Raw genomic sequence first — 26,688 nt, 5'->3', positions numbered from 1 at the left:
CCGTGGATCCGCAACCATTGCAGCCGAAGCCGCGCGTCGTCCTCGCGCGCGAATCGCTCTGGAAGCTGACGGTCCCGAACAACTGCGCCGAGCGTGCGCTCCTGCACGAACGGCGAAAGGAGCTGGTGCTGTCGGCGTACGCCATCTACTCCGACGTGGATGGCTTGCGTGATTTCGATGTCTATGTGCAGCCGGTGCTGCGCACCATTGCGTCGTCCCGATCGCGCTCGATGCTCACGCTCGCCTTGACGCCGGCAACGTTCGACGCCGGGCTCCTGCGGCACGCCCTGGCCAGCGCCAACGAGCTGGGGATCCCGTCGATGGTGGAGGTGCGGGACCTGTGGGGGCGGACGATGCTCGAACTCCTCGCCGCGGCCCGGCCGACGTATGTTCGCCTGTCACCGGAGTTCGTGCATGGTGCTGGTGCAGTCCCCGATGTCTTCCGGGCCATGGTCACGTTCGGCGAGTTCGCGCGTGCGCGGGGGTTGCAGCTGGTGGCGCGCAATCCGCGGGACGACCACGAGGTCGATGCGGCGCGCGTGGCCGGCATTGCCCTCGTGCAGTGGGGGAGCCTCCCCTTCTTCCGCGACGAAAGCGACGGCCTCGCGCGCCCGACGCTCTTGCGCTAGGCCCGCGGCCTCCGGGAAACGACTGGTCACCGTCGCGTTGGCACCCCGGCGCGCGTGGCGTTAGCGTCTGGGCCGGACGACGTCGTCGCACCTGCACCCTGCCGGTCGCAGCTTCGCCCCCCCCCCATACCGCCCCCTGCCAAGATGCGCGTCAGTCTCTTATCAACGCGTGCCGTTGTCGCGGCGCTTGCCCTGGCCGGCGCGATCGCCGCGTCGACCTTCTTGGCGGCGCTGCTCCCGGCGCAGCCGGCGCGACCGGCGCTGATCGTCCTCAACAAGAGCGACGCGAAGGCTTCGATCGTCGACCTCGCGACGGCCACAATCGTGCGCACCTTCCCCACGGGCGATGGCCCGCACGAGGTGGCGGTCTCGCCCGACGGGGCGACGGCGGTGGTGACAAACTACGGGAATCAGGGGCCGGGCAACTCGCTCACCGTCCTCGACCTGGCGGGGAAGGCGGCGCCGCGCACGATCTCCCTGGGCGACTGGCGCCGCCCGCACGGGATCGTTTGGCTGAAGGATGGGCGGCGCGTCCTCGTCACCTCGGAGCTGGGAAAGGCGCTGCTGGTCGTCGACGTCGCGGCCGGGACCGTCGCCACGGCGATTCCCACCGAGCAGAACCTCTCGCACATGGTCGCGCTGGCCCCCGACGAGCGGACCGCGTATACGGCGAACATCGGGTCGGGGAGCGTGTCCAAGGTCGACCTGGCGGCAGGGAAGACCGTGCGGGTCAAGGTGACGGGGAAGGGACCCGAGGCGATCGACGTCTCACCCGACGGGAAGGAGGTGTGGGCGGCCGACCGCAACCTCGACTACCTCACCATCCTCGATGCCGCAACGATGGACTCGTTAGGGTCGCTGCCGACGATGCGCTTCCCCAACCGCCTCAAGTTCACCCTCGACGGCAAGCGGGCGCTGGTCTCCAATGCGGCGGCGGGGACCATCACCGTGTACGACGTCGCCCGGCGCGCCCAGGTCGCGACCATCACCATCCCCTTCGATCCGTCCAAGAAGAAGGCCGAGGCGGTGCTCGGCGACATGGGGAACAGCGCCGTCCCGCTCGGCATCCTCATGGACCCCAACGGAAAGCGCGCCTGGGTGGCGACCGCGGCGTTGGGTGAGGTCGTCGAACTCGATCTCGCGACGCTATCGGTGACTCGCACCATCAACGCCGGGAACAACCCCGACGGGATGGCCTTCATCGCGCGCCTTCCGTGACCGTGCGGGCGACCATGGCGGTGACGATCGCGATGCGCGGCGGACTTGGCTTGACTTGACGCCCTCCCCGCCGTAGAAAACGACCCGTGCCCCCGAGTGGAGGGCACGGGTCGTTTCACGACAGGGGAAGCCATGTCCAGCATCGTGTACCTCAACGGGGAGTACCTCCCCCGCGGCGAAGCCAAGCTCTCGGTCGACGAGCGCGGCTTCTTCTTTGGCGACGGCGTGTACGAGGTGACTCGTGCCGTCGATGGTCGCCTGTTCGAGTCGGGGCGCCACATGACGCGTCTGGCGCGCGGGTTGCGCGAGCTGCGCCTCGAACCGTCCATCTCGCTCGCTGAGATCGAGGCCGTCTCGCTCGAGCTGCTCAAGCGCAACGACATCACGTCGGGCGAAGGGACCGTCTACCTGCAGATCACGCGCGGTGCGGCGCCGCGCACGCATCACTTTCCGCCGGCGGGTACGCCGTGCACCGTCTTCCTCTCGGCGCAGCGCTTTTCGCTCCCCACCGAGAAGCGCTCGAACGGGATTGCGGTGGTGACGTATCCCGACATCCGCTGGTCGCGCTGCGACATCAAGACCGTGAACCTGCTGGCGGCCGTCATGGCCAAGCAGCATGCGGTCGACCATGGCGTCTTCGAGGCGATCTTCGTGCGCGAGAGCGCCGTCACCGAGGGGTCGCACACCAACGTGTTCGGGGTGATCGACGGTGAGCTGCGCACCTATCCGTCGAGCAACCTGATCCTTCCGGGGATCACGCGCGACGTCGTGCTCGAGGTGGCGCGCGAGCTGGGGATGGCGGTGAACGAGACGCCGTTCCACCTCCACCATCTCCCGCAGCTGCAAGAGGCCTTCCTCACCGGGACCACGACCGACGTGATGCCGATCGTGTCGATCGACGGGGCGCCGGTGGGCGACGGGAAGCCGGGAAAGGTGTCGATGGCGTTGTACGACGCGCTGGCCGCCCGCATCTATGGGGCGGTGCCGGCGGGGGGACGTTAGGCATGGCGCGGGCGGCGACGCGAGCGCTCCTGCCGGCCCTCGCGCTCGCCGCGACGTCATCGCTGGGGGCGCAGGGCGCGCCGCCGCGCGTCCACGTCCTCGCCACGGGCGGGACGATCTCCAACATCGGTGACGGCGGGCGCCGCAGCGGGCGCGAGCTGGCCGATGCGATCCCCGACCTGGGGCGCCTTGCCACCGTGACGGTGGAGCAGTTCAGCAACGTGGCCTCGGGGAGCGTGACGCAGGCGATGTGGCGCGCGCTGGCGGCGCGCATCCGGCAGCTGCAATCCGGCGACGGCGCCCCCGCCGGCTACGTCATCACGCACGGCACCGACACCATGGAGGAGACGGCGTACTTCCTCTCCCTCACGGTGGGCGGGTGCGAGCCCGTGATCCTGACCGGGGCCATGCGCCAGGCCAACTGGGCGGGCGCCGATGGGCCGGCCAACCTGCGCAACGCCGTTCGCACCGCTGTTGCCCCGCTCGCGCGCGGACGGGGGACGCTCGTCCTCATGAACGACGAGATCTTCGCGGCTCGCGACGTGACCAAGAGCAACACCACGCGGCTCAACGCCTTCACCGCCCCCGATGCCGGCGTCCTGGGGCTCGCCGATCCCGACACGCTCGTTTTTCATCGTCCTCCTCCAGCGCAGCCTTCGGGGCGCTGTGCCGCCCCCCGTTTCGACCTCAAGCGGATTGGCGAGTTTCCGAGGGTCGACGTGGTGTACGCGTACATCGGCGCCGACTCGGTGCAGGTCGACGCGCTCGTGAATGCGGGTGCGCGCGGGCTCGTCCTGGCTGGCGTGGGGCGCGGTGGCGCGACGCCGGCCATGTCGCGCGCCCTCGAACGCGCCACTCAGCGCGGCGTGACGGTCGTGATCTCCAACCGTACCGGGAGCGGGCGCGTAGGAATGGGGCGGGGCAGCGGCTCGCGCGATGCTTCGTCGCAGGGCCGCGACGCCGCGACCGGCGCCACAATCGGCGCCACGATCGGCGCCACCGACCTCAATCCGCAGAAGGCACGCATCCTCCTCATGCTCGCCCTTGGCGTCGGTCTCGACGCCGGCGCGATGGCCGACGTGTTCGACGCGCGCTGAGTCCCGCTCCACTCCCCAGCCACGATCCATCTCGCACGCCATGTCGTTTCGCACGCACGCCTCGTCCACCGCCGCCGCGACCGCGCTCCTCGCCGTCGCCGCGCTCCCGCTCATCGCGCAGCAGCCCGCGATTCCCACCACGCACCCCGCCGTGAAGGCGGCGATGGAGCAGATCCAGCGCGACAACGCGTGGACGCTCGAGCAACAGGTCTCGATCTGCGAGATCCCCGCCCCGCCGTTCAAGGAGGAGAAGCGCGGGCTGGAGATGAAGCGACGCTTCGAAGCGTTAGGGCTCAGCGTGACGATCGACTCGATCGGCAACGTGATCGCCGAGCGGAAAGGGCAGGGGAATGGCCCCACCGTGGCGATTGCCGGTCACCTCGACACCGTCTTCCCCGAGGGGACGGACGTGAAGGTGAAGCAGGACGGCTCGAAGTACACGGCCCCGGGAATCGGCGACGATTGCCGCGGGCTGGCGACCGTACTCGCCGTTGCGCGCGCCATGCAGGCGCAAAAGGTGCAAACGCCGGGGACGATCCTCTTCATCGCCAACGTGGGCGAGGAGGGGCCGGGGAACCTGCGCGGGATGCGCTACCTGTTCCGCAAGCCGCCGATGAAGATCGACTACTTCATCTCCGTCGACGGCATTGGCCTGGGCCTCACCACTGGCGGCGTGGGAAGCAATCGCTACCTCGTGCAGTTCGTTGGTCCGGGCGGGCACAGCTATGGCGCGTTCGGCATGCCCAGCCCGATTCACGCGATGGGTCGCGCGATTGCCAAGATGGCCGACTTCCAGGTTCCCAGGACGCCCAAGACGACGTTCAACGTCGGCATTGTGTCTGGCGGCACGTCGGTCAACACCATCTCGCCGATGGGGCAGATGGAAGTGGACATGCGCTCCGAGTCGCCGGACGAGTTGGCCAAGGTGGATGCGAAGTTCCGCGCGGTGCTGGCCGCCGCGCTGCGCGAGGAGAACGCGCGCCTGCCGGGATCGAAGGACAGCGTGTCGCTCAAGATCACCGAGATGGGGTTCCGCCCGGCGGCGCAGGTGAACGACACCTCCTTCATCGCGCGCACCGCGCTCGCCGCCGGCAAGTCACTCGGCTTCACCTCGCGCACGGGCGCCAGCAGTACCGACGCCAACATCCCGATGAGCCTCGGCATTCCCGCGATCACCATCTCCGGCGGCGGCATCGGGAGCGGCGCGCACGCGATCACCGAGTCCTACGACGACGGCAAGGAGGGGTGGAAGGGGCCGCAGTGGGCACTGCTCATCGTCTCGTCGCTCTCTGGGGTTGGGCGGGCGACGTATACACCGTAGGACGAGAGGACGAGAAGACGAGAAGACGAGAAGACGAGAGGACGAGAAGCCTGCCCCAGCGAAAGCTGGGGACGAGGGGGTGGGGTGCGAGAGGCCTGCGCGCGACGCCAAGGGGAAGTGGAGCCCCCAACACAGAAAGCACGACACGGAGGATCACGGAGGGAGCACGGAGGCGCACGGAGGAGTTTGTCATGGCGCGACCTTCCTCCGTGCCCCTCCGCGTACCTCCGTGTCAAGCTTCAGTCCATGCCCTACCTCATCCCCCGCCTTCGATGGGCTCAGGCCCCTCGTCCCCAGCTTTCGCTGGGGCAGGCTTCTCGTCTTCTCGTCTTCTCGTCTTCTCGTCCTCTCGTCTTCTCGTCCTCAGACGAGTATCTCCTGCAGCTTCGCCAAGAAAGTCTGCGGCGAGAACGGCTTCTGCAGGAACGCGGCGCCCGCTTGCAGTACATCGTGATGGCGTAGCGCGCCCGCCGTGTAACCGGAGACGTGGAGGATCCGGATCCCGGGGCGTTCGCGGCGCAGGACGCGCGAGAGTTCGCCGCCTCCCATGCCGGGCATGATCACGTCGGTGACCAGGATGTCGATCGTCGAGTCGTAGGCGCGCGCGATTTCCAGCGCCTCCTCGCCGTTGCTGGCCTGCATCACGGAGAAGCCGGCGCGCTCGAGGACGCGCTTCATCATCAGGCGGACGGTGGGCTCGTCCTCCGCCAGAAGTACGGTGCGCCGCCCGCTGCGGTCGCTCGCCAGGTGCGACGGCATCGCCGGCGTCGGGAGCGACGACGCCGGGAAGTAGATGGTGAGCGAGACCCCGGTCTGGGCAGGCTCGAGCACCACCGCCCCGCCGCTCTGCCGCACGAAGCCGTACATGGTCGCCAGCGCCAGCCCGGAGCCTAACGAGGGAATCTCCGAGCCAGCGAATGGCTCGAGGAGCGACGGCCCGATCTGCGACGAGAGCTGCACGCCGGAGTGCTGCAGGCGGATGGCGACGTACTCGCCAGGTGCCACGAGGTCGGGGAGCGCGGCCCGCGCCTCGGCCACGCGGTCGCGACGCACGTCCATCGCGAATGCGCCGCGCTCGCCGATCACCTCGGCGGCGTGCGTCGCGAGGTGGACGAGCATCTGCTCCAACTCCTCCATGTCGACGTGCGCGATCCCCGGTCCGTCGCCGAAGGTGAAGTCGACCTTCGCCGTCGAGGCAAAGACGTTGCGAATGTCGCCCTCGATGCGTCGCACCAGTGCATGCACGTCGATCGGGCGCGGCGCGAGCACCTGCTGGCGGGACAGCGCGAGGAGCTGTCGCGTAAGCTCGGCCCCCCGCCGCGCCGAGCGACGAATTTCCTCCGCGTCGCTCCGCGCTGGCGATGCCGAGTCGAACTGGTCGAGCAGAAGTTCGACCGAGGTGAGGATCGTCGTGAGAAGGTTGTTGAAGTCGTGCGCGACGCTCCCCGCGAGACGGCTCACCGCATCCATCGCCTGCGCCTGACGGGCCTGCGCCTCGGCGCGCTTGTGCTCGGTGATGTCCGTCTGCGAGCCCCACGCCTCGACCAGCATCCCATCGCGCACGATCCCCACCAGCGAGTTGAGGACAATGCGCCGCGTCCCGTCGACCGTGCGCTCGATCGACTCGTGTCCCTCCAGGCGATAGCCGTTGCGCACAAACGCGCTCAGGTAGTCCTGGTTCTGCGGATCTCCCTCCGCGATCAACTGCCCGATCCTGAGCCCCGTGAGCTGCGGTCCCTTGCGGAGTCCGCACATGCGCGCCATGGCGTCGTTGCACTCCACCATGACGCCATCGCGCAGGATCAGTCGTACCTGTTCCTCCACTGGTAGCGTGATGGCAATGCCGGGTGTGGCACACGCGTGCCAGATCCCCTCACTCGTGAGGTCGAGGAATGAACACGATTTCGATTCGGGAGGCAGGCGCTCCCCAACAGGAGGGACAGCCGTCAAGGTCGGAAGCAGTCGCAGTCTCCAACCGATGATGGCAGGGAGCCGGTCGGTTTGGAGCGTGACGGCGGGAAGGAAGAGAGACGCGATGTGCCGTCGACATCGCGCCCCGAAGGCGCTGCAAAGATTGGGTCTGATCAAAGAAAGCGGAAGACCCGATTTCATTAGAAACGCGGAGCGACCAACGCGGCACGTTCACGGTGCCTTCACGTCTCTGTTCCTGGACTTGACGTCGACACGACGTCGCCCTCAGGGCGTGCGCGTTGCACCTCGCCGCACGCTGCCGCACCCTGGCGCGCTACCACCAGCGGTCGACCTGCTCGCCGTACAGCGCGCGCTGGGAGCGCCGCGTGATGGCCCGCCCACTCGCCTTGAACGCCTGGAAGCGGCGCAGCGCTCTCCGATAGCGCCGTTCACCCATCGCCAGCGGAGCATGCGGCATGTCGATGAGGGCGCGCTCGACCCGTCGCACGCTCTTGCCGCTTAGGCGCCAGTCGGCCCTCGTCAGCTGGTCTAGGTGGGCCACGCCCCACGCGTTGAGGCGCCCAGTCCCGTCCACGTACGGGTCCATGTAGCTAGACACGAGGGCGGGAATGGTGCGAAAGACCGCGGGGCGCCCGTGCAACCCGAAGTCCCGCGAGCGCGCCACCGTCCCCCACTTCCCACCCTCCCGGAAGAGAAAGAGGACATGATCGAGCCCGTCATCCGACTCGATGTCGAGAACGGTCGGCGGATAGCCGTGGTGCTCCAGGATGGCGGCGGCAAAAAATACCGCCTCCAGGCAGTGGGCCCGCCCCACCGCCACCGAACCGCGAAAGCTGCGCAGCGTGTGTTCCCAATTGTATGGCAGCGAGCGCAGGTAACGTTGCACCTGACGAGGCGTGCGCAGCCGCTCGATGAGGCGCCATTCAGCAGCGGTGTACGCGGCGCGCCCCGGCGTGCGGAGCGGCGGGACGAGGAGTGCGTCGAGATCCGGACGACGGGACATGGGCGGAAAGATGGCCAGGTCGCGATTGGGCGCGCGAACGCTACCAAGCCCGAGGCGCGGAGGCCAGCGCCACTTTCCCGGCCGTGCAGGCGAATCACGCCGCCTTGACGAGCGACGCCGCACGGTCGAATGTCGCCCCATGCCGACACCCCTCGATTCGTCCAGCGTCACGCCGCGGACCCTCCGTCGCGCCGCGCTCCCGTCGCTCGCCTTCCTCGCCATGCTCCCTTCGCAATCGGACGCGCAATCCACTGCCGCGGCGCCGCTCCCGGTCGTCGGCCGCTCGATGGTCACGACCACGCTCGGCATCGTGGCGTCGTCGTCGCCGCTCGCGGCGCGCTCGGGGACGCAGATCCTCGAGCAGGGAGGGAACGCGATCGACGCCGCCATCGCCGCCAACGCCGTCATTGCCCTCACCGAGCCGTCGGGCGATGGCATTGGCGGAGACCTCTTCGCCATCGTCTACGAGGCGAAGACGGGACGGCTGCACGGGCTCAACGCCGCCGGGTGGTCGCCACGCGGACTCGACGCGGCGATGTTGCGCGCCAAGGGAGAAACGCGCGTGCACGGGATCCATGCCGTCACCGTTCCCGGCGCCGTGGCGGGGTGGCAGGCGCTGCATGATCGCTTCGGAACGTTAGGCTTCGCCGCGCTGCTCGCTCCGGCCATCCATTACGCGGAGCATGGCTTCCCAGTCACCGAACAGGTGGCCCGCATGTGGGGGAACGCCGTCGCCAAGCTCTCGGCCAACCCGTATACCCGGGCCACCTTCCTGCTCGATGGGGGGCGCGCGCCCCGGGAAGGCGACGTGTTCCGCAACCCCGACCTTGCCGCCACGCTGCGCCGCATCGCCGCCAGCGGTCGCGACGGCTTCTACACTGGTCCCGTGGCCGAGGCCATCGTGCGCCTGTCGCGGGAGGAAGGGGGGACGCTGCAACTCGACGACCTCCGCGAGCTGCAACCCGACTGGGTGGACCCGATCAGCACCACGTACCGCGGGTGGACGGTGTACGAACTCCCCGCGCCAACACAGGGAATCGCCGCGCTGATGATGCTCAACCTCATGGAGCAGTTCCCCATGCAGGCGTGGGGCTTTCACAGCACGCGCGCGCTGCACACGATGATCGAGGCCAAGAAGCTGGCCTACGCCGACATGCTCAGGTACACCGCGGACCCGCACTTCACCACCGTGCCGGCCAGGGCCATGCTCGACAAGGCAAAGGCCGCCGAGCGTGCGAAGGCGATCAACCCGGCACGGGCAACCTGCGACGTGCCACCGGCCCAGTACGCATCGGTGAGCGGCGTGAAGGGGAGCGAGACGATCTACCTGACGGTCGTGGACAAGGACGGGAACATCGTCTCGCTCATCCAGTCCATCTATTCCGAGTTTGGCTCGGGCCTCACCGCGCCGGGCACCGGCGTCCTGCTGCACAACCGTGGTTCGCTCTTCTCCCTCGACGCGAATGCGGTGAACGTCCTCGCGCCGCGCAAGCGCCCGTTGCACACGATCATCCCCGGCTTCATGGAGAAGGATGGCGTGCGCATCGGCTTCGGCATCATGGGCGGGTGGAACCAGTCGCAGGCGCACGCGCAGTTCGTCTCCAACATCGCCGACCACGGGATGACCATACAGCAGGCGCTGGAGGCTGGGCGATTCTCCAAGTCCTCGTTCGAGGGGTGCGACGTGAACGTGGAGACGCTCGTTCCCGCCAGCGTGCGCGCCGAGCTCAAGGCCATGGGGCACGATGTGCGCGATGTGGGGCCGCGGTCGAGCGTCTTTGGCTGGGGGCAGGCGGTGCTCCGAACTCCCGGCGGCGTGAACTTCGGCGCCAGCGAGCCCCGTCATGACGGGCAGGCCGCGCCACAGGGGACGCCGCTACCGGCGCCGCCCCGCCGCTAGCCCGGACCACTTGTATATCACCCCGCCCCGCATCACGAAGACCACGCGCCGCACCGCGGTGGGATCGCTTCGCGGATCGCCGTCCAGCGCGATGACGTCGGCGTCGTATCCTGCGGCGAGCGTCCCGATCCGGTCGCCCATGCCGATGGCCCTCGCAGCCAGCGACTGCGCCGACACGAGCGCCGCCATCGGCGCCTGCGCGCAGTGCTCGATGCGGCCAATGAATTCGTCCGCGTTGCGCCCGTGGGCCCCCGCCGTGGCGTCGGTCGAGAAGACGACCTGTGCACCCGGTGCCGCCATTGCGTACCGGCAGACCTCGAAGTCGAGTGGCTGGTCGCGCCCCATCGTCGCCATCCCTTCCTCCGTGTAGTTCCCCACGCCCAGGTAGCGCGCCTTGTTGGCCAGGTAGTTCTGCACGACCAGCCCCACCTGCGGACTGAGATAGGCGCCCGCCTTGGCCGCCGTCGCGATCTCCTCCCGCGTGGCGTAGGTCATGTGCTCCACCTGCGTGCAGCCGGCGAGTGCGGCCGCCGCCACCTGCGATCGGTAGGCGTGCACCATGGTGCGCATGCCTAACGACCTGGCCTCCCCGCACAGCACCGCCAGCTGCGCCTGCGTGAGCGTGGGGCGCGCCCCCACGCGCTGCGACGTGGAGGCGAAGATCTTCACCAGGTCGGCCCCCTGCTCCTTGCGCTCGCGCACCATCGCGCGCAACCGCTCGTCGCTCCCCGTGCTGTCACCCTTCCCGACGATGGGGGCGAACGAGCTGAGGATGCGCGGACCCGGAAGCCGTGGTCGCGCACGATGTCCCGCACCGCGCCCTCGCTCGGGTCGCCGACCGTCTGCACGGTCGTGAAGCCGCCGAGCAACGTCTCCCACCCGGCGAGCGCGATCCCCAACGCCCACTCGGCTGCGGGCTCGGTCTCGGTTGCGATGCGACCGCTGCGATCGAAGTGCGAATCGAGGTGGACATGCGTGTCGATCCACCCGGGCATGACCGTGTACCCGCGCAGGTCGATCGTCGTCGCCGTGTCCGATGCTTCCTGCGTAACCGCCGCACCCGCGTCCGGCGATGCGCTATCGATTGCAGCGATGCGGCCGTTCGCGATCGTCACCGTGCGCCGTGTGATCACCCCGCCGCGGCCGTCGAAGGCGAGATCGGTCAGGAGTCGCATCGGTCGCGCCGGCGGTGCAGGGGGCGGGACAGGTGCGACCTGTGCCTCGGCGTGTCGCGCCGGCAGCACCGACGCCGTGGCGACGAGGGCGACCGAAGTCAGCGCATTGCGAACGAATGAGTGCGTGTGCATGGCGACAGTGCGAGGCGTCGAGGCGCGGCGATGCCGCCGGAGCGCGGCGATACCGCTGGAGCGCGGCGATGCCGCTGGAGCGCGGCGATTCTGGGGCGCAACGTTAACGTCGAACGTCCTTGCGTCCAACGCCGGTGCTCCGTCACTTCTCTTCCCGCGCCACGGCTCGGGATGGGAGAGCGTTCAGTGACGTTGATTCCGTTGGCCCCAACACTCCCTTCCTCGCCCGCGTTGGAACCGTAGCCACTTCCGTCGTCGTCCCTCGCGGACGCCACCTTCGCGATTCGTCCCGATCTGACACCGCCATGTCGTTCCGTACTCCACGCATTGCACTCGATGCCCGCGTTGCACGCGTAGCCCGCATCACGCAGCCGCTGGCGCTTGCCGCGCTGCTGACGCCATCCCTCGCCTCGCTCGCGGGGGCGCAACAGCGCCCCACGACGACGGCCGCGGCCGCGCCGGCGCCGGCGATCGTCACGAAGAAATTCGGCGACTTGGCCGAGGGGCCGTACAAGTCGCTCGTGATCCGCAACGCGATGGTGATTCCCGGACACGGTGGACCGCCGACCGGGCCGTACGACATCAAGATCGAGGGGAACATGATCACGCAGATGGTCCCCTTCGACCCGGTTGCAGCTGAGCGGCGCGGTGCGGGCGAGCGGATGACGGGCGACCGGATCATCGAGGCCGGTGGGAAGTACGTGATGCCCGGGATGATCGACCTGCACACGCACATCCGTACGCTGCCCGAGGAGATCGAGTACGTCTACTACCTCAAGCTGGCGATGGGCGTCACAACGATGGTGAACGCCGCCGATCGCGGCTTTGCCGACGGCATGGCGGAGGCGAAGAAGAGCGCGAACAATGAGATCGTGGCGCCGCGGATGTTCCCGCTGGTGAGCTACGGCGCCGGGACGAGATTCTCGCGCCGCGAGCTGGACGACCCGGCCATGGCGCCGCAGGTGGTGAAGGCGATGGCGGCGAACGGGAACCGCGTGATCTCGATGGACCCGTTAGGGTGGTCGCTGGAGCTGGTCACGGCGATCGCCAAGGCAGCGAAGGAGAACGGGATGATCACCTCGTTCCACCTGCAGCCGTCCAACACGGCGGTGACGCAGGCGGTGAAGGCGGCGTGCGCGGGGATCACGATGATCGAGCACCACTACGGCTACGCCGAGTCGGCGCTGGACAACAAGACGCAGGACTTCCCGCGCAACTACAACTACGGGAATGAGAACGATCGTTTCCGCGAAGCGGGGAAGGTGTGGACCTACACGAACCGGGAGCGCCTGCTGAACGAGGTGGCCGACTCGCTCGTGAAGTGCGGCGTGACGATGCTTCCCACGCGCGTGGTGTACGAGGCCAACCGCGACATGGTGCGGGCGACGTCGCTTCCGTGGACGGACAAGTACACGCATCAGGCGCTGTGGAACTGGAACATGCCGAACCCGGCGTTCCACGGCGCCTTCCACTACGACTGGACGAGCGACGACGAGTACTACTGGACGACGGCGTTCCGGCTGTGGGGGGACCTGATCTACGAGTTCAACAAGCGTGGCGGGCGCGTGGCGTTCGGCACCGACGACAACTACATCTGGGCGACGCCGGGCTTCTCGTCGATCCGTGAGCTGCAACTGCAGCGCGAGACCGGCATGCACAACCTCGAGGTGCTCAAGACCGCAACCTGGAACTCGGCGCAGACGCTGCTCGAACCCTCGCTCGGCCTCGTGCGCCCCGGCTACAAGGCCGACCTCCTCCTGGTCGACGGCAACCCCGCGGCGAACCTCAAGTTCATGTACTCCTTCGGCGACCTCACGCTCGACAAGGACGGCAAGATGTACCGCACGAAGGGGATCGTGCACACTATCAAGGACGGCGTGGTGGTGAACAATGACAAGCTGATGGCCGAGGTGGAGCGGATGGTGCAGAACTCGCGGAAGCTGGCGCCGGCCAACGATCCGGTGCGGGATCCGTTCAGGGTGACGAAGGTCGTGCCGTAAGGGAGAGTCGCGGCCGTCTCGGGCTGGCATCGCGGCGCGCCGCACCCAGCCCCGCGGCGTGCCGAACCCAGCCCCCGCAGCGCGCCGAACCCAACCCCGCAGCGCGCCGAACCCAGCCCCCGCGGCGCGCCGAACCCAGCCCCCACGCCCACCTTCCCAGCGAAAGCTGGGATCCATTTGTCCTCGGCACACTCGCGATCGGCCGCCTCAAGCGCCCCACAGCGCGCCGAACCCAGCCCCCACGCCCACCTTCCCAGCGAAAGCTGGGATCCATTTGTCCTCGGCATGCTCTCGAACCCTGCCTCGGGCATCCGTGACCGCAACGTCACAACCTCGACACGGAGTAGCACGGAGGAGACACGGAGGCGCTCGGAGGAGAGACGGAGGCAAACGAAGGAGCGCCGCGCAGCGCGCCGAACCCATCCCCCACAGCGCGCCGAACCCAGCCCCCACAGCGCGCCGAATCCAGCCCCCACAGCGCGCCGAACCCAGCCCCCACGCCCACCTTCCCAGCGAAAGCTGGGATCCATTTGTCCTCGACACACTCGCGATCGGCCGCCTCAAGCGCCCCGCAGCGCGCCGAACCCAGCCCCGCAGCGCGCCGAACCCAGCCCCCGCGCCCACCTTCCCAGCGAAAGCTGGGATCCATTTGTTCTCGGCACGCTCTCGATCCCTGCCTCGGGCATCCGCGACCGCAACGTCACAAGCTCGACACGGAGGCGCACGGAGGAGACACGGAGGCAAACGAAGGAGTGCCGCAGCGTGCCCTGATCCTCAACGCGACGCGCATATCCCAGCAGCGGTGGCAACCCGGCGTGGCCACCACCGCTAGGCTTTCAACACAGCTACTCCGTCGTCTCTGTGGTGAAAGATCTCGATCTCGCCCTACCGCGAGTGCCGCGCTGAAAGACCTTGCCGTTGCGTCTATCGCATTCGGAGTCGCGACACCGCCCAACCACCGCCCCTAACGCCGCACCGCCGTGAGATACACCGCGATCTCGTCGTTGCGCTGGTTCACGAAGTCCAGCCGCACGCGACCGTCGTCGGTGCGGCTCACGGTGGCCGGCACGGAGCAGTTTGCCAATACCCATCCACTGGGCAGGACCATGGCGTTCGCCGGGCACCCGAAGGCGCGGTCCCAAACCAGCGTGTCTCCCTTGAGCGTGTAACGCGCCGGGTCGGTGTAGGTCTCGCTGATGCGCAAGCGCTTCGACTCGCCGGCCCCGGGCGCCGCGAAGTCGATGACCACGACCTCGGTCTCGGGCTTCACCGTCTCGCCGATGTCGAGCTTCGCCCTCGTGATCGCCTCGCCGCGTAGCGTGCGCACCACGAGCTCCTCGCCGGTGTCGAGGACGCGCGCCGAGGGACGCGACGCCTTGCTGCCGGCGCGCACGACGTTGAGGTACTTGTTCACGCCAGGACGCGATTCGGTGTAGTCGTGGTAGAGATCGAAGGCGTGCGTTTCCGGCGCTTGGAGGAAGTAGACGATCTCGCGATCCTGGTAGGCGCGCTCGGACAGGCGCGCCGTCTCGCCGGCCGCGGCGCGCCCGGCGCCGGCGTGCGCGATGCGACGCCCCTTCACGATGTACGGCACGTCGCCCACGCCGGTGTTGATGAACGAGACGGCAATGCGCCCGTCACCCTCGCGCAGCACCTGCGACGGGTAGTTCACCGACTCCAGCTCGTAACCGACCGGGAGGACGACCGCGTTCTTCCGGATGCCTAACGGGCGGGTGAAGACCACCGAGTCGCCGCCGGCCAGGTAGCTGCGCGCGTCTTCATAGGTCTTGTCGATGCGGATGCGCCCCTCGCCGTCGGTCGGGACGGGACGCGCCAGCGAGACCTTGATGTATTCCTGCGTCGAATCGGCGCCGCGCACGCCGCCGGCGCGCGCCGCCACGCCGCCCACGACCTCGAAGGGGAGCGGCTTGCCGGTCATGCGGTCGAACACCGCCTCGTCAGTCGCAACGCTCCCCTTGCGGATGGGATTGTAGTACGCGGTTGCGCCGGCGGTGGTGGCGGTCACCTCATAGATGATCCTGAACTTCCCCGTCCCGGGCGCCAGGAGTTCGTAGCGCGTGTAGTGATCGGCGTCGGTCTGCCGCGGCGCCTGAGCGGCCAGGCGCGCTGGTCCAGGCGCGAACGTCAGCGCCGACATCGCGGGCACCAGGAGTGGAAGCAGGTTGCGCATGGCCAGTCTGTTTCGAGAGTGAACGCTAGGCGACGGTGCGCGCACGCGCCGCGCGTCGCCGCCGGAGGATGCGCGCCAGAACGTAGGTGAACACGACGCAAGCGGCGAGGGCCAGCAGCGGAACGAGAATCGCGATGACGGTGATCCCGATCGCCCCCACGGTCTCACCCGTGGCGACGATCGGATTGGCGAGCCCGCCGGTCGTCACGGTCGACTTGACGCGCGCCCCCACGGAGAGCATCTGCACGAGGCCGGCCGCGCCGCCACCACCGATGATCGCCACGGTCCACGTGACAAACGGCGGAAGGTCGGTCATCACCGCGGCGCTGGCGACGATGCCAGCCACCACTGCCGCTGGCGACGCCACCACGTCGAGCGCGTGATCGAGCCACGGGATGTAGTACGCGCCGATCTCGAGCACCGTCGCCGTGCCGAACGCAATGAGCGCCGGCGTCGACCCTACCCACGCAAAGCTGTGCGACAACGGGAGCGCGCCGAAGTGCGCCGCTAGCCCCGCCCCGAAGACGGGGACAAAGACGCGCAGCCCAGCCGCGGCCGCGAGTCCGAGCCCTAACGCAACGCCGAGCAGAGTCTCCATGGTCATCACGGTCATCCCGAATGAAGGAAGCGCCGCGCATCCGGCGGCGTGATGCACTACGTGTCACACCTCCCGCCGGTGCCAGGGCTACCGAAGCGCGAACGCCTGCAGCGCGGTGTTCCCGCCCATGCCGGTCGCGATCACCACGAACTGCGTCCCGGCGCGCGTGCGGTAGGTCATCGGGTTGGCGTATCCCATCGTCCCCAGGTCGTGCGACCAGCGCACGCCCCCCGTGGCGGCGTCGAGGGCGTAGAGCACGTTGCCGCCGCCGGAGGCGAAGACCAGGCCGCCACGCGTCACCAGCGGTCCCGGCGAGCCGGCCACGCCTAACGCGGCCGGCAGCGTCGCGCCGGCCAGCGCCGGGTGCTTGCGCACCGCCGGCGTGTCGCCCAGCGGGACCTGCCAGCGAATCGCCCCCGTCGCCAGGTCGATCGCCGTCATGGTCCCGTACGGCGGCTTGCTGATGGGGAGCGGCGGCACGGCGTTCCCCTGCGCGTCGCGCTCGAAGCCCGGCACCGTCACGCCTAACGACGGCGCCGCCGGGTCGGTGAAGAAGCGGTTGTCGTTGGTGTCCGAGGCCGCCGCACGCTCGGCCAGCTTCCATAGCGCCGGCGCGTTGGTCGCCTTCACGTAGAGCAGGTTCGTCTCCGGGTCGAAGGCGGCGCCGCCCCACCCCGCACCGCCGATCGCCCCCGGCATCGTCACCGTCCCCCGGGTCGACGGTGGCGTGTACAGCGGGCCCGTCCTGAACTGTTGCAGCTGGGCCAGCGCCGCGGCCTTCACGGCCGGCGTGAAGGCGATGACGTCCGATGCCTCGAACCCCTGCGCCGCGAACGCCGCCGGCCGTCGCGGCGCCGGCTGCGTGGGCCACGCCTCCTCACCCGCCACGTCGCTCGCCGCCACCGGGCGCTCGTCGATGGGCCACAGCGGCTTCCCCGTCACACGGTCGAAGGCGAAGACCCACCCCTGCTTGGTGGGCGCCACCACGGCCTCGATGCGTTGCGCCCCCCGGCGGATCGTCACCACGTTAGGCGGCGCCGGGAGGTCGTAGTCCCAAAGCCCATGATGCACCAGTTGATAGTGCCAGAGGCGCTTCCCGGTCCGCGCGTCGAGCGCCACCAGCGCCTCCCCGAACAGGTTCGCCCCCTTGCGGCGCCCGCCGTACCAGTCGTTGCTCGGCGTCCCCACCGGGAGGAAGACGATCCCGCGTGCCGAGTCGACGGTGAACGGCGCCCAGACATTGGTGTGCCCGGTGAACTTCCATGACTCGTCACGCCACGTGTCGTTGCCGAACTCGCCCGATACGGGGACGGTGCGGAAGGCCCACACGCGCCGTCCCGTGCGCACGTCGAACGCCTGCACGTCACCCGGTGGGTCGCCCTTGTAGGCCAAACGATCGCCAACGCCATTGCCGAGGATGACGAGATCGCCCCACACCACCGGTGGCGACGTGTTGGTGTAGTGCCGGCGGTTCACCGGGCGATCGAGCTGCGCCGTGAGGTCGATCTCCCCGTTGCTGCCAAACGATGGAATGGGGCGCCCGGTGGCCGCGTCGATGGCGATGAGGCGCCAGCGCGAGTTGATGAAGATCCGGCGCGCACTGCCGTCGCTCCATTGCGCGACGCCGCGGTGCACGAGCCCCGTCCCGTTGGACGGCTGTCCCGCGCGATAGGCGCCTGGATCGAAGCGCCACAGCTCGCGCCCGGTGCCCGCGTCGAGCGCCACCACCTGGTTGAGCGGTGTCGGCAGGTACAACGTGTCGTTGATCATCAGCGGCGTGGCCTGGAAGTTCCCCGGGCGCGCCGGCCGCCCCGAGTCTGCCGGGGGATTGGCCGGGTCGCCGGTCTTCCACTGCCACGCCCGCTCGAGCCGCGCCACATTACCGCGGTTGATGTCGGCGAGCGGCGAGTACTTCATCCCACCGGCATCGCCGCCGTAGGTGGGCCACTCGACCAACGTTCCCCTCTCCCTCCCGTTTCCCTGCGACAGCACGAGCGAAGGGGCGAGGACAGCGGCCGCCGCCAATGCGATGACGGCCGCGCGCCGCGAGCGCGTCATGATCGTCACTGGTCGTTGCGGTACACGCGCCCGCCCTTCATCACGAACTTCACCCGGCGCAGCGCCGTTGCATCCTTCATCACGTCGCCGCGCACGGCGATGAGGTCGGCCACCATCCTCGGGGCAATCGTCCCTAACGAGTCGGCCATCTTCATCGACTGCGCCGCCACCGACGTCGCGCTCGCCAGCGCCTCCAGCGGCGGTTGTCCCGCCTCGTTCACCCGGCAGATCAGGTCCTCCACGTTGCGCCCGTGCGCCCCGGCAACCGCGTCGGTCCCGAAGACGACCTTGAGCCCCGGCGTGTGCGTCGCCTTTCGCACCGCGGCAATCCCCAGCGGCAACGACTCCTCCATCGACTTGAAACCGGCGTCGTTGTAGTTGCCGATCCCCTGGTAGCGGGCCCGGTTGTCCAGGTAGTTGCGGAACACGAGCCCGCACTGCGGCGAGAGGTACGTCCCCTTGCGGATCATCAGCTGCAACACCTCGTCGGTCGCAAACACGCCGTGCTCCACCTGGTCGCAGCCGGCATTGACCGCCGCCTTCATCGCCTCGGCGGCGTGCGCATGGACCAGGACGCGCAGTCCCTGCGCGTGCGCCTCACCGCACGCCGCTTGCAGCTGCGCGTCGGTCATCGTCTGCCCCCCGCCTTCTCGAATCGACTTCGACGCGAACAGCTTGATGAAGTCGGCGCCGCGCGCCTTGAAGGCGCGCACCTTAACGCGCAGTTCGTCGGGCGTGCCGCTGCTCTCGCTCAGCGAGCCAAGCGACGTGAGGAGCCGCGGCCCGGGGAGCGCGCCACGGTCGATCGCCACGCGCAGGTCCTTGTCTTCGGGCGACCCCGGCGACTGGATGGTCGTCACGCCGGACATGAGGGTCGCGTACGCGTTGGCCGCCGAGGCGATCGCCCCCTGCGCATCCGTCTCGCCGTCGTCGTTGGTATGGAAGCGCCCCTGCGCGTTGAAGTGCCAGACCACGTGCGCATGCACGTCCATCAGCCCCGGCATGAGCGTGGCGTCGCCGAGGTCGTAGCGGGCGCCGCGGAACGTGGCGGGAAGTGCCCCCACGCTCACGATACGTCCCCCCTCCACGACCACCGTCGCGTTGGTCAGGAGCCGCGTCCCGTCGAACACTCGGCGCGCCGTGATGGCCGCCGACTGCGCCTCGAGCGCCGTCGCGCTCGCCGCGACGAGTACCGTCAGCTGCAGCGCGCGGCGCACGCGACAGATGCGTGACACGCTCGTGCGGCGCGGCGCGGACAAAGCCGTGATGAACACTGGCGACATCGTCTTCTCCCTGGCGGGGATGAGGTGTGTCCTGGGGTAGCGAAACAGCAGGCGAGACTGGGGACGCGCCGCCGGCAGCGCGTGCAGCGCGCGCTCGCACCCGCACCCGCACCCGCGGCACCCCCAATCGGGCGCGAATGTATCGCTGCCTCCGCTCGGCACAAGCAACCGCGCCCGCCGGCTTGCCTCACCCGCGGGCTTGCCGCGGGCGCTGGACAGCGACGCCCGATCTTGAGAGGTTGGGGCTTCACTCGCACGCCCGCATGCATCCTCGTCTCATCAAGTGCACCGCGCGCATCGCGCGCACCGCGCGCCGAGCTGTCACCGACATCCCGGCTACGCTCCTAACCCTCGGAGTCGCGGGAGCGTGCCTCGCGGTCGCCTCGCCGGCCAGCGCGCAGGGGAGCGGCGCCAGCAGCACCCCACGCCGCCTCACCGCCGTGAAGGCGGCCCACTTCGTCGATCCGGCCAGCGCGCGCAGGCTCGACCAGGTTGTCGTCGTGGTACGAGGAGACTCGGTGCTCCGCGTCGAGGAACGGGGAAAGGTGCCTAACGGCGCCGACGTGATCGACCTCGGCGCGGCCACGCTCCTCCCCGGGCTGCTCGACGTCCACACACACCTCACGTCGGAAAGCGGGAGCTACTACGACGACCTCTTTCGGCGGTCGCCCATCGACGACGCGGTGCGCGCCCATCTCCATGCGCGTCGCACGCTCGAGGCGGGGTTCACCACGGTGCGCGACGTGGGCGGCGGCTCCTACGTCGACGTTGCGCTGCGCAACGCGATCGACCGCGGCGACATTCCGGGGCCGCGGATGCTGGTTGCCACGTACTCCCTCAGCGCAACCGGCGGGCACGGTGACCTGAACGGCTTCGCCCCCAACGTGCGCTTCGAGGGAGAGAGCGGCGTCGCCGACGGCATCGATGCCCTGCGCAAGCGCGTGCGCGAGAACGTCAAGCGCGGTGCCGACCAGATCAAGATCCTCGCCGGTGCCGGCGTGCTGAGCGAAGAGGAGTCGGTTGGCGCGCCGCAATACACGCAGGACGAGATGAACGCCGTCGTCGAGGAGGCGGCCATGTGGGGGCGAAAGGTCGCGGCGCACGCCCACGGCGCCGAGGCTATTCGCCGCGCTGCACTCGCCGGCGTGGCGTCGGTGGAGCACGGCGGGCTCGTCGACAGCGCGGGGATCCGCATCATGCTGGAGAAGGGGACCTTCATCGTCCCTGACATCCTCACCGATGTCTATCTCCTCGAGCACGCGCACGAGAATGCATGGCCCGAGAAGATCATCGAGAAGGAACGACAGCTGCGCGGGTCACAGGACGTGAACTGGAGCCGCGCCTACAAGGCCGGAGTGAAGTTCGCCTTCGGGACCGATGCCGGCGTCTACCCGCACGGACTCAACGCGCGGCAGTTCGCCCTCCTCGTGAAGTACCTCGGGCTCACGCCGATGCAGGCCATCCAGATGGCAACGGTGAACGCTGCCGAGTTGATCGGATGGAAAGGAAAGGTCGGCGTGGTTGCACCCGGGAGTCATGCGGACCTCATAGCGGTCGCCGGAGACCCGCTGACCGACGTGTCCGAGCTGGAGCGCGTGACCTTCGTGATGAAGGGGGGCGCGGTGGTGAAGCGTCCGTGATGCGTTAGGCTTTCCCGCGCATGCTCCTCTCCCTCGAACGCTGCGCCATCCGCTCGTGGCGCCCGGACGATGTGCCGCGCCTGGCCGCCATCGCCAACGACCGGTCGGTCTGGTTGATGGTGCGCGACCGCTTTCCGTTTCCCTACACGGAGGCAGATGCGGCCGCCCACATCGCCACCTGCCTGTCGCAGGAGCCGCAGACCAACTTCGCCATCACGGTCGGCGACGTCGTGATTGGCGCCATAGGCCACATTCCCGGCGAGGACATCAACCGGGTGCGCAGCGAGGTAGGGTATTGGCTGTGCGCCGAGTCTCGGGGGAAGGGCTACGCCACCGAGGCGCTGCGCGGCTTCGTGCAGTGGTTGTGGCGCAGCACCGCGCTGCATCACCTCACCGCCGCCGTCTTCACGCACAACCCCGCGTCGGCCCGCGTCCTGGAGAAGGCCGGCTTCGAGCGCACATACCTGGCGCGAAAGTGCGCGATCAAGGACGGCGAGCTGCGCGACGAGTGGAACTACTCGCTGGTGCGAGAAGCCGAGCCCTGACTCCTCTCGTCCCCAGCCTTCGCTGGGGCAGGCTTCTCGTCCCCAGCCTTCGCTGGGGCAGGCTTCTCGTCCTCTCGTCTTCTCGTCTTCTAACGACAAGGGTGGTGCTCTCGCACCACCCTTGTCGTTTGCTAGGCCCGTCCCCTGCAGGTTTGCCGCCTACCGGCGCCCCTGGCAGAGGACGGCCATCGCGCCATCGGCCTGACACGATCCAGACGGACGAGCCACGCCTGCGGTCACACCCGACCAGGCGCCACTCGCGGGGCGACGACGCCGGCCGACGTTGGTCCACCGCGCCCGCGTCCCGCGAACGTCGATGTGCGTGAACGGCCCACTCGGCCCCGTCTCGTGGTAAAGACCGAGCCCGCCGACCAGGTCGGGCCACTTGTGCTCCACCAGCGCCACCGCGCGGTCAATCACCTGGACGTCGGAGAAGTCGACGCGCCCGTCGAAGTTCAGGTCGTCCATCCTCCCGTCGCGGTTGGCGTCGATGATGATGTCGGCAGCGTCGCCAAACTGGTGGCGGCTGGAGCGCGCCATCCCCTCCCCCACGCCGCGCGCGTTGTACTGTGGCGAGCGAAAGCCCGACAGGACGACGATGTGCTGCGTTGCCACCCCGAACGACTGCAGGGCGTTGAGCACCAGCTCGAGCTTGTCGATCAGGTCCTCACGCAGGACGATGTACTTGGGCCAGACCGACTGCTGATCGTGGGTGATGAAGTCGCGCAGCGCGAAATGCGTCGAGAGCGGCGTGTCCGCGCTCTCGCGCGTGACCTCGATGAATCCCTCAGGGTTCTCGTACTGCTCGCTGACGGCGCGCTGCTCCCCCGGCCAGACCCCCAGGTGGTAGCCGTTGACATAGCTGCCGAGCTTCCGCTGCCACGGGGTGAGCGTCGCAAAGGCGAAACGCGCCGCCCCATCGCTGGCGCGCACGTCGTGGACCCCTGGGGTGCGGATCCCCTCGCCCAGCCGCTCGACCAGGGTGGGGTAGGCGTCGAGCTCCGCGGGAGAAATGATGCGGAGCCGAAGGTCGCCCGAGCGTCCGCTGAGCGAATCGAAGTCGATGGCGTCGACCGGAACCGACCCGTTGCTGACGACGGGGACGTTGACCAGCTCCGCGAGAGGCGCGGGGGGCGTCGACTCGCCGCGCTGAGCCGTTTCACCGGCGGTCACGCCGCGGCTGGCCGCGGCAACAATGAGCACCGCCGCCGCAACGGCCGATATCACTCGGAGCTTCGCGGCGCGGTGTGAGGAACGCGAGGGAGGGGGAGGCATCACCATCGAGGACGACCGAAGCGTGGCGAGGGCAACGCGTTACGCCACAACGTGTTCGCGACGTGACGCACGAACCGTCACGATAGCGAGCGCTGTCACCTCGACGTCACGCGTGCCCTCTGGGCGCGAGTATCGTCCTGAGGGAGGCGACTCCTGAATCGCTTCTGCCCGGGTTCCTCCGATCCGACTCCAAACACCCGTCCTCGCCCCCTGTGACTGCCCCGACCGCCCCGACCGATTCAGCCGACCTGATCGCCAGTGCGCCGCCGGCCTCGGTGCGTTTCACGGATCGCGTGGTAGACGGCGTGGCGGCGCTCCTTCTGGTGGGAGGCGTCTCGCTCTTCTTCCTCGGCCGAAGCGCGCTTCAATCGCTGGCGGCTGGGACGTACCCGGCACCACTCGGCGAGACTTGGGTGGCCCGCACCGAATTCCACGACAGCCAGACCAGGCTGGGGATCTGGCTCATCGCGGCGGGAGCTGCCATTGCGCTGGTCGGCGCGGTGCGCCACTTCCTGCATAGCCGCCGCGCCCGTTAGGCAACGCGAAAGCGCGCCCCGCGACGTGCGATGCGCGCCCCTGGTTCCACTGCGCCCTCCACTTGGGGGGCGCTACTTGTTTCCGGATCGCAGGTAGTCGTCGGTCTTGTTCAGCCAGTCTTCACGCGGCGGATTGAAGATGTCGACGTCGAGCGTGTCCTCGAGCGCCTCGGCCTTGTGCCAGGCCCACGCCGGGATGTGCAGCACCTCGCCGGCGCGCACGTCCTGCACGCGCGACTCGTCCTCGTCCAGGTAGAAGCGCAGCGCCCCTTCGAGGATGTAGGTGAGCTGCTCGTTGTGGTGCTGGTGCCGCGGCACGATCGCGCCCTTCTTGAGAAAGACCTGCGCGATCATCATCCCGTTGCCGGTGATGAGCTTGCGGGCGATGTGGGAGGTGACGTCCTCGAGCGGGACCTCGCTCCAGGGGTGATGCGTGCATTCCTTCGACGACATGCGAGTCTCCGGTCGGGCGTAGCGGGTTGGGGAATCGCGGCAGAGAATAGCGCGTGCCACTGTCCGTTACCAGCCGCGCGGGAATGGTGGCATTGACGTCTGGGGGTTCGTCAATATCTTATTACTGAGATATATGCCGCGACTCAAGGATCCCCCGCCAGCCACGACCGCCGACCTTCCTGCCCAGCAGCAGGTGGCGCTCAAGCTCTGGATCACGCTGGCGCGCGCCCACGCGGCGGTGCACGAGCAGGCCGTCGCCGACGCGCGCGCCGACGGACTGTCGATTGGCGAGTTCGCCGTGCTCGAGCTGCTGTACCATCGCGGGCAAACGCTCCTTGGCGAGATCCAGAAGCGCGTCCTCGTGTCGAGCGGCGGGATCACCTTCCTGGTCGACAAGCTGGTGGCCAAGGGGTTGGTGGAGCGGCGCGACTGCGAGGGCGATCGCCGAGCGCGCTACGCGGCGCTGACTCGCGAGGGGACGCGCTTGATGAAGCGCATCTTTCCGCGGCACGCCGCGCGGATCGCGCAGGCCATGGCGGGGCTGGACGAATCGGAGCAACGCCAGGCCGCGCGTCTCCTCAAGCAGCTTGGGCTCACGGCCGCGACGCCGGAGCCCTGACGCCGAGCGACCCGGGCACCTTTTCGACGCGCCCCGTGTTCATTCCGTAGATATCTCAGTTCTGAGGCATTTGGCCGGACGCCGGCCCCCTCGGACACCCTCATCACCCGCTGTCCCTCTGCAGGAGCATGACCATGACCACCCGTCGCACCGCCGGTTTCCATCACGTCACCATGGTGTCGTCCGACGCCCGCCGCACCATCGCCTTCTACCGCGAACTGCTCGGCGTGGGGCTGGTGAAGCGCACCGTCAACTTCGACGACCCGTCGTCGTATCACCTCTACTTTGGCGATGCCAACGGTGCGCCGGGGACGATCCTCACCTTCTTCGAGTCGGTAGGGGTTCCCCGCGGTCGCTGGGGGGTGGGTGGCGTGCATCACCTGGCGCTGGGCGTTGCCACGCCCGAGGCGCAGCTCAAGTGGAAGCGGCGCCTCAACGACGCTGGCGTCCCGGTGAGCGGTCCCTTCGACCGCGGCTGGTTCCGTTCCATCTACTTCAGCGATCCCGACGGGCAGGTGCTGGAGATTGCCACGCGCGGTCCCGGATACACCGTGGACGAACCGATCGAGGCGTTAGGCAGGCGGGAACTGGCGCCGCCGTCCAACGCCGAGATCCGCGGTTCGCGCGACGAGGCGTCCATTGCCGCCCGCACGTGGCCGGAGCCGGTGGCGGTCATCACCCCGGACATGGCGCTCGAGGGGATCCATCACGTCAGCGCCATCACCAGCGACCTGGAACGCATCAACGACTTCTATGACAGTGCGCTCGGGCTCAAGCTCGTGAAGAAGACCTTCAACCAGGACGACCCGAGCACGAAGCACTGGTTCTGGGCGTCGTACGATGGCACGGAGGTCAAGCCGCACTCGGCGCTCACCTACTTCGGGTGGCCCAAGGGCGGTCGGCCGGCACGCGGCGGGGTGGGGCAGATGCACCACATGGCCTTTCGCGCGGCCAACGCCGACGAACAGCTGGCGTGGCGCGATCACCTGATGTCGTTAGGTGTGTCGGTCTCGCCGGTGATGGACCGCACGTACTTCCAGTCGATCTACTTCCGCGATCCCGACGGCCTCCTCCTCGAGGTGGCCACCGATGGCCCGGGCTTCACGATCGACGAGGAAATCGCCACCCTGGGGACGGAGCTTCGCCTCCCGGCGTGGCTGGAGACAGAGCGCGAACAGATCGAGAACGGACTGCAGCCCTTGCAGCTGTAGTCCGCCCCCCTCAACGACCTGACGGTGGAGCACATGCGCATGACGCAATCGATTCCGGGGCCGCCGCACGGCGGCCCCACCGGGCCGCATCAGGGCGGCTACATCCTCACTGGCGGCGCGCCACTCGACACCGCGCGCGGCGCGCTCATCCTCACGCACGGGCGCGGCGCGACCGCGGAGAGCATCATGTCGTTGGCGCCGCAACTCGGCGCCACCGATCTTGCCTGGTTTGCGCCGCAGGCGAGCGGAAACACGTGGTATCCCTACTCGTTCCTCGCGCCGATCGCCGACAACGAACCGGGGATCTCGTCCGGGGTGCAGGCCCTGCGTGACATCGTCGCCTACATCGAGAAAGCTGGGATTCCCGCCGAACGCATCGCGCTCGCCGGCTTCTCGCAGGGAGCCTGCCTCACGCTGGAGTTCGTGGGGCGCCACGCGCGGCGCTACGGCGCCGTCGCCGCCTTCAGCGGTGGCCTTATTGGTCCGGAGGGAACACCGCGCGACTACGACGGCTCACTCGACGGAACCCCCGTCCTGATCGGGTGCTCCGACGCGGACAGCCACGTGCCGCTGGCGCGCGTGCACGAGAGCACGGAAGTGCTCACACGCCTTGGCGCCGTGGTCGATGAACGCATCTACAAGGGAATGGGGCACCTCGTGAACGACAACGAGATCGAGGTGACAACAGCCATGCTGCAGGCGATGGCGTGATTCGGACAGGAGGGCTCGAGGGTCGATACAGGTCCACTTCAAAAGCTTGACACGGAGGTTCACGGAGGATTCACGGAGGTACACGGAGGTGGTCGGCTGACGAGCATTTCCTCCGTGCTACTCCGCGATCCCTCCGTGGACCTCCGTGTCGTGCTTGTG

General features: G+C 68.7%; 23 protein-coding genes. 13 read left to right on the top strand and 10 right to left on the bottom strand.

The window, feature by feature from the left end; all coding sequences use genetic code 11:
- Positions 1-2: 2 nt before the first annotated feature.
- The 5 genes from IT359_08230 (at position 3) to IT359_08210 (ending at position 5,267) form a co-directional block, all read left to right on the top strand.
- A complete protein-coding gene (locus IT359_08230) occupies positions 3-629 on the top strand; it encodes a hypothetical protein (protein ID MCC6928958.1) in 627 nt (208 codons plus the stop codon).
- A gap of 144 nt (positions 630-773) precedes the next feature.
- Entirely contained in the window at positions 774-1,847 is a 1,074-nt protein-coding gene (locus IT359_08225; protein ID MCC6928957.1) for a beta-propeller fold lactonase family protein, read from the top strand.
- Between the two features lie 132 nt (positions 1,848-1,979).
- The gene (locus IT359_08220; GenBank protein ID MCC6928956.1) at positions 1,980-2,849 is read left to right on the top strand and encodes a D-amino acid aminotransferase; all 870 of its coding nucleotides are present in this window, start codon (positions 1,980-1,982) and stop codon (positions 2,847-2,849) included.
- Between the two features lie 2 nt (positions 2,850-2,851).
- Entirely contained in the window at positions 2,852-3,946 is a 1,095-nt protein-coding gene (locus tag IT359_08215) for an asparaginase (GenBank protein MCC6928955.1), read from the top strand.
- A gap of 40 nt (positions 3,947-3,986) precedes the next feature.
- Positions 3,987-5,267, top strand: a complete 1,281-nt coding sequence (locus IT359_08210) for a M20/M25/M40 family metallo-hydrolase (protein MCC6928954.1) — start codon at positions 3,987-3,989, stop codon at positions 5,265-5,267.
- A 363-nt stretch (positions 5,268-5,630) separates the two neighbouring features.
- On the opposite strand, the gene IT359_08205 is transcribed toward IT359_08210, so the two are convergent.
- Both IT359_08205 and IT359_08200 read right to left on the bottom strand, forming a co-directional pair.
- Positions 5,631-7,217, bottom strand: coding sequence for a response regulator (locus IT359_08205; protein MCC6928953.1), 1,587 nt, complete (start codon positions 7,215-7,217; stop codon positions 5,631-5,633).
- A gap of 295 nt (positions 7,218-7,512) precedes the next feature.
- Positions 7,513-8,202 (bottom strand): hypothetical protein, encoded by a 690-nt coding sequence (locus tag IT359_08200; GenBank protein ID MCC6928952.1) that lies wholly within the window; start codon positions 8,200-8,202, stop codon positions 7,513-7,515.
- Positions 8,203-8,341: 139 nt separating this feature from the next.
- Here IT359_08200 and ggt point away from each other — a divergent pair, with 139 nt between their 5' ends.
- Positions 8,342-10,102 carry a gamma-glutamyltransferase gene (gene ggt, locus IT359_08195; GenBank protein ID MCC6928951.1) on the top strand — a complete coding sequence of 587 codons (1,761 nt, stop codon included), beginning with the start codon at positions 8,342-8,344 and terminating at the stop codon, positions 10,100-10,102.
- On the opposite strand, the gene IT359_08190 is transcribed toward ggt, so the two are convergent.
- Together IT359_08190 and IT359_08185 are read right to left on the bottom strand one after the other, a co-directional pair.
- Positions 10,079-10,807, bottom strand: coding sequence for an amidohydrolase family protein (locus IT359_08190; GenBank protein ID MCC6928950.1), 729 nt, complete (start codon positions 10,805-10,807; stop codon positions 10,079-10,081). The two genes, ggt and IT359_08190, sit on opposite strands and share 24 nt — an antisense overlap.
- On the bottom strand, positions 10,768-11,409 hold the full coding sequence (locus IT359_08185) for an amidohydrolase family protein (GenBank protein MCC6928949.1): 642 nt from the start codon (positions 11,407-11,409) through the stop codon (positions 10,768-10,770). Before IT359_08185 ends, IT359_08190 begins: the two co-directional genes overlap by 40 nt.
- 305 nt (positions 11,410-11,714) lie before the next feature.
- Here IT359_08185 and IT359_08180 point away from each other — a divergent pair, with 305 nt between their 5' ends.
- Positions 11,715-13,409, top strand: a complete 1,695-nt coding sequence (locus IT359_08180) for an amidohydrolase family protein (protein ID MCC6928948.1) — start codon at positions 11,715-11,717, stop codon at positions 13,407-13,409.
- A 964-nt stretch (positions 13,410-14,373) separates the two neighbouring features.
- Here IT359_08180 and IT359_08175 read toward each other — a convergent pair.
- From IT359_08175 to IT359_08160, 4 genes are all read right to left on the bottom strand, one after another.
- Entirely contained in the window at positions 14,374-15,600 is a 1,227-nt protein-coding gene (locus IT359_08175) for a hypothetical protein (GenBank protein ID MCC6928947.1), read from the bottom strand.
- A 25-nt stretch (positions 15,601-15,625) separates the two neighbouring features.
- Positions 15,626-16,198 carry a DUF4126 domain-containing protein gene (locus IT359_08170; GenBank protein MCC6928946.1) on the bottom strand — a complete coding sequence of 191 codons (573 nt, stop codon included), beginning with the start codon at positions 16,196-16,198 and terminating at the stop codon, positions 15,626-15,628.
- A gap of 87 nt (positions 16,199-16,285) precedes the next feature.
- Entirely contained in the window at positions 16,286-18,256 is a 1,971-nt protein-coding gene (locus IT359_08165) for a PQQ-binding-like beta-propeller repeat protein (GenBank protein ID MCC6928945.1), read from the bottom strand.
- 5 nt (positions 18,257-18,261) lie between these two features.
- A complete protein-coding gene (locus IT359_08160) occupies positions 18,262-19,539 on the bottom strand; it encodes an amidohydrolase family protein (GenBank protein ID MCC6928944.1) in 1,278 nt (425 codons plus the stop codon).
- Positions 19,540-19,802: 263 nt separating this feature from the next.
- Between IT359_08160 and IT359_08155 the strand changes: the two genes are divergently transcribed.
- A complete protein-coding gene (locus IT359_08155) occupies positions 19,803-21,179 on the top strand; it encodes an amidohydrolase family protein (protein MCC6928943.1) in 1,377 nt (458 codons plus the stop codon).
- Between the two features lie 20 nt (positions 21,180-21,199).
- Positions 21,200-21,724 carry a GNAT family N-acetyltransferase gene (locus IT359_08150; protein ID MCC6928942.1) on the top strand — a complete coding sequence of 175 codons (525 nt, stop codon included), beginning with the start codon at positions 21,200-21,202 and terminating at the stop codon, positions 21,722-21,724.
- A gap of 159 nt (positions 21,725-21,883) precedes the next feature.
- Here IT359_08150 and IT359_08145 read toward each other — a convergent pair whose 3' ends face one another.
- Complete coding sequence (locus IT359_08145) at positions 21,884-22,951, bottom strand: DUF882 domain-containing protein (protein MCC6928941.1); 1,068 nt, start codon at positions 22,949-22,951, stop codon at positions 21,884-21,886.
- Between the two features lie 260 nt (positions 22,952-23,211).
- Between IT359_08145 and IT359_08140 the strand changes: the two genes are divergently transcribed.
- Positions 23,212-23,535 (top strand): hypothetical protein, encoded by a 324-nt coding sequence (locus IT359_08140; GenBank protein ID MCC6928940.1) that lies wholly within the window; start codon positions 23,212-23,214, stop codon positions 23,533-23,535.
- A gap of 72 nt (positions 23,536-23,607) precedes the next feature.
- Here the strand turns inward: IT359_08140 and IT359_08135 are convergent, their stop codons facing one another.
- The gene (locus IT359_08135) at positions 23,608-23,988 is read right to left on the bottom strand and encodes a cupin domain-containing protein (protein ID MCC6928939.1); all 381 of its coding nucleotides are present in this window, start codon (positions 23,986-23,988) and stop codon (positions 23,608-23,610) included.
- Positions 23,989-24,121: 133 nt separating this feature from the next.
- On the opposite strand from IT359_08135, the gene IT359_08130 reads away from it, so the two are divergent.
- The 3 genes from IT359_08130 (at position 24,122) to IT359_08120 (ending at position 26,529) form a co-directional block, all read left to right on the top strand.
- Positions 24,122-24,607 carry a MarR family transcriptional regulator gene (locus IT359_08130; protein MCC6928938.1) on the top strand — a complete coding sequence of 162 codons (486 nt, stop codon included), beginning with the start codon at positions 24,122-24,124 and terminating at the stop codon, positions 24,605-24,607.
- A 134-nt stretch (positions 24,608-24,741) separates the two neighbouring features.
- Complete coding sequence (locus IT359_08125; protein ID MCC6928937.1) at positions 24,742-25,818, top strand: VOC family protein; 1,077 nt, start codon at positions 24,742-24,744, stop codon at positions 25,816-25,818.
- Positions 25,819-25,857: 39 nt separating this feature from the next.
- Entirely contained in the window at positions 25,858-26,529 is a 672-nt protein-coding gene (locus IT359_08120; GenBank protein MCC6928936.1) for a dienelactone hydrolase family protein, read from the top strand.
- The last annotated feature ends 159 nt before the right edge of the window (positions 26,530-26,688 follow it).

This window comes from Gemmatimonadaceae bacterium (assembly GCA_020852815.1).
Taxonomy (GTDB): Bacteria; Gemmatimonadota; Gemmatimonadetes; order Gemmatimonadales; family Gemmatimonadaceae; genus SCN-70-22.
This window is presented reverse-complemented; position numbering and strand designations above follow the sequence as displayed.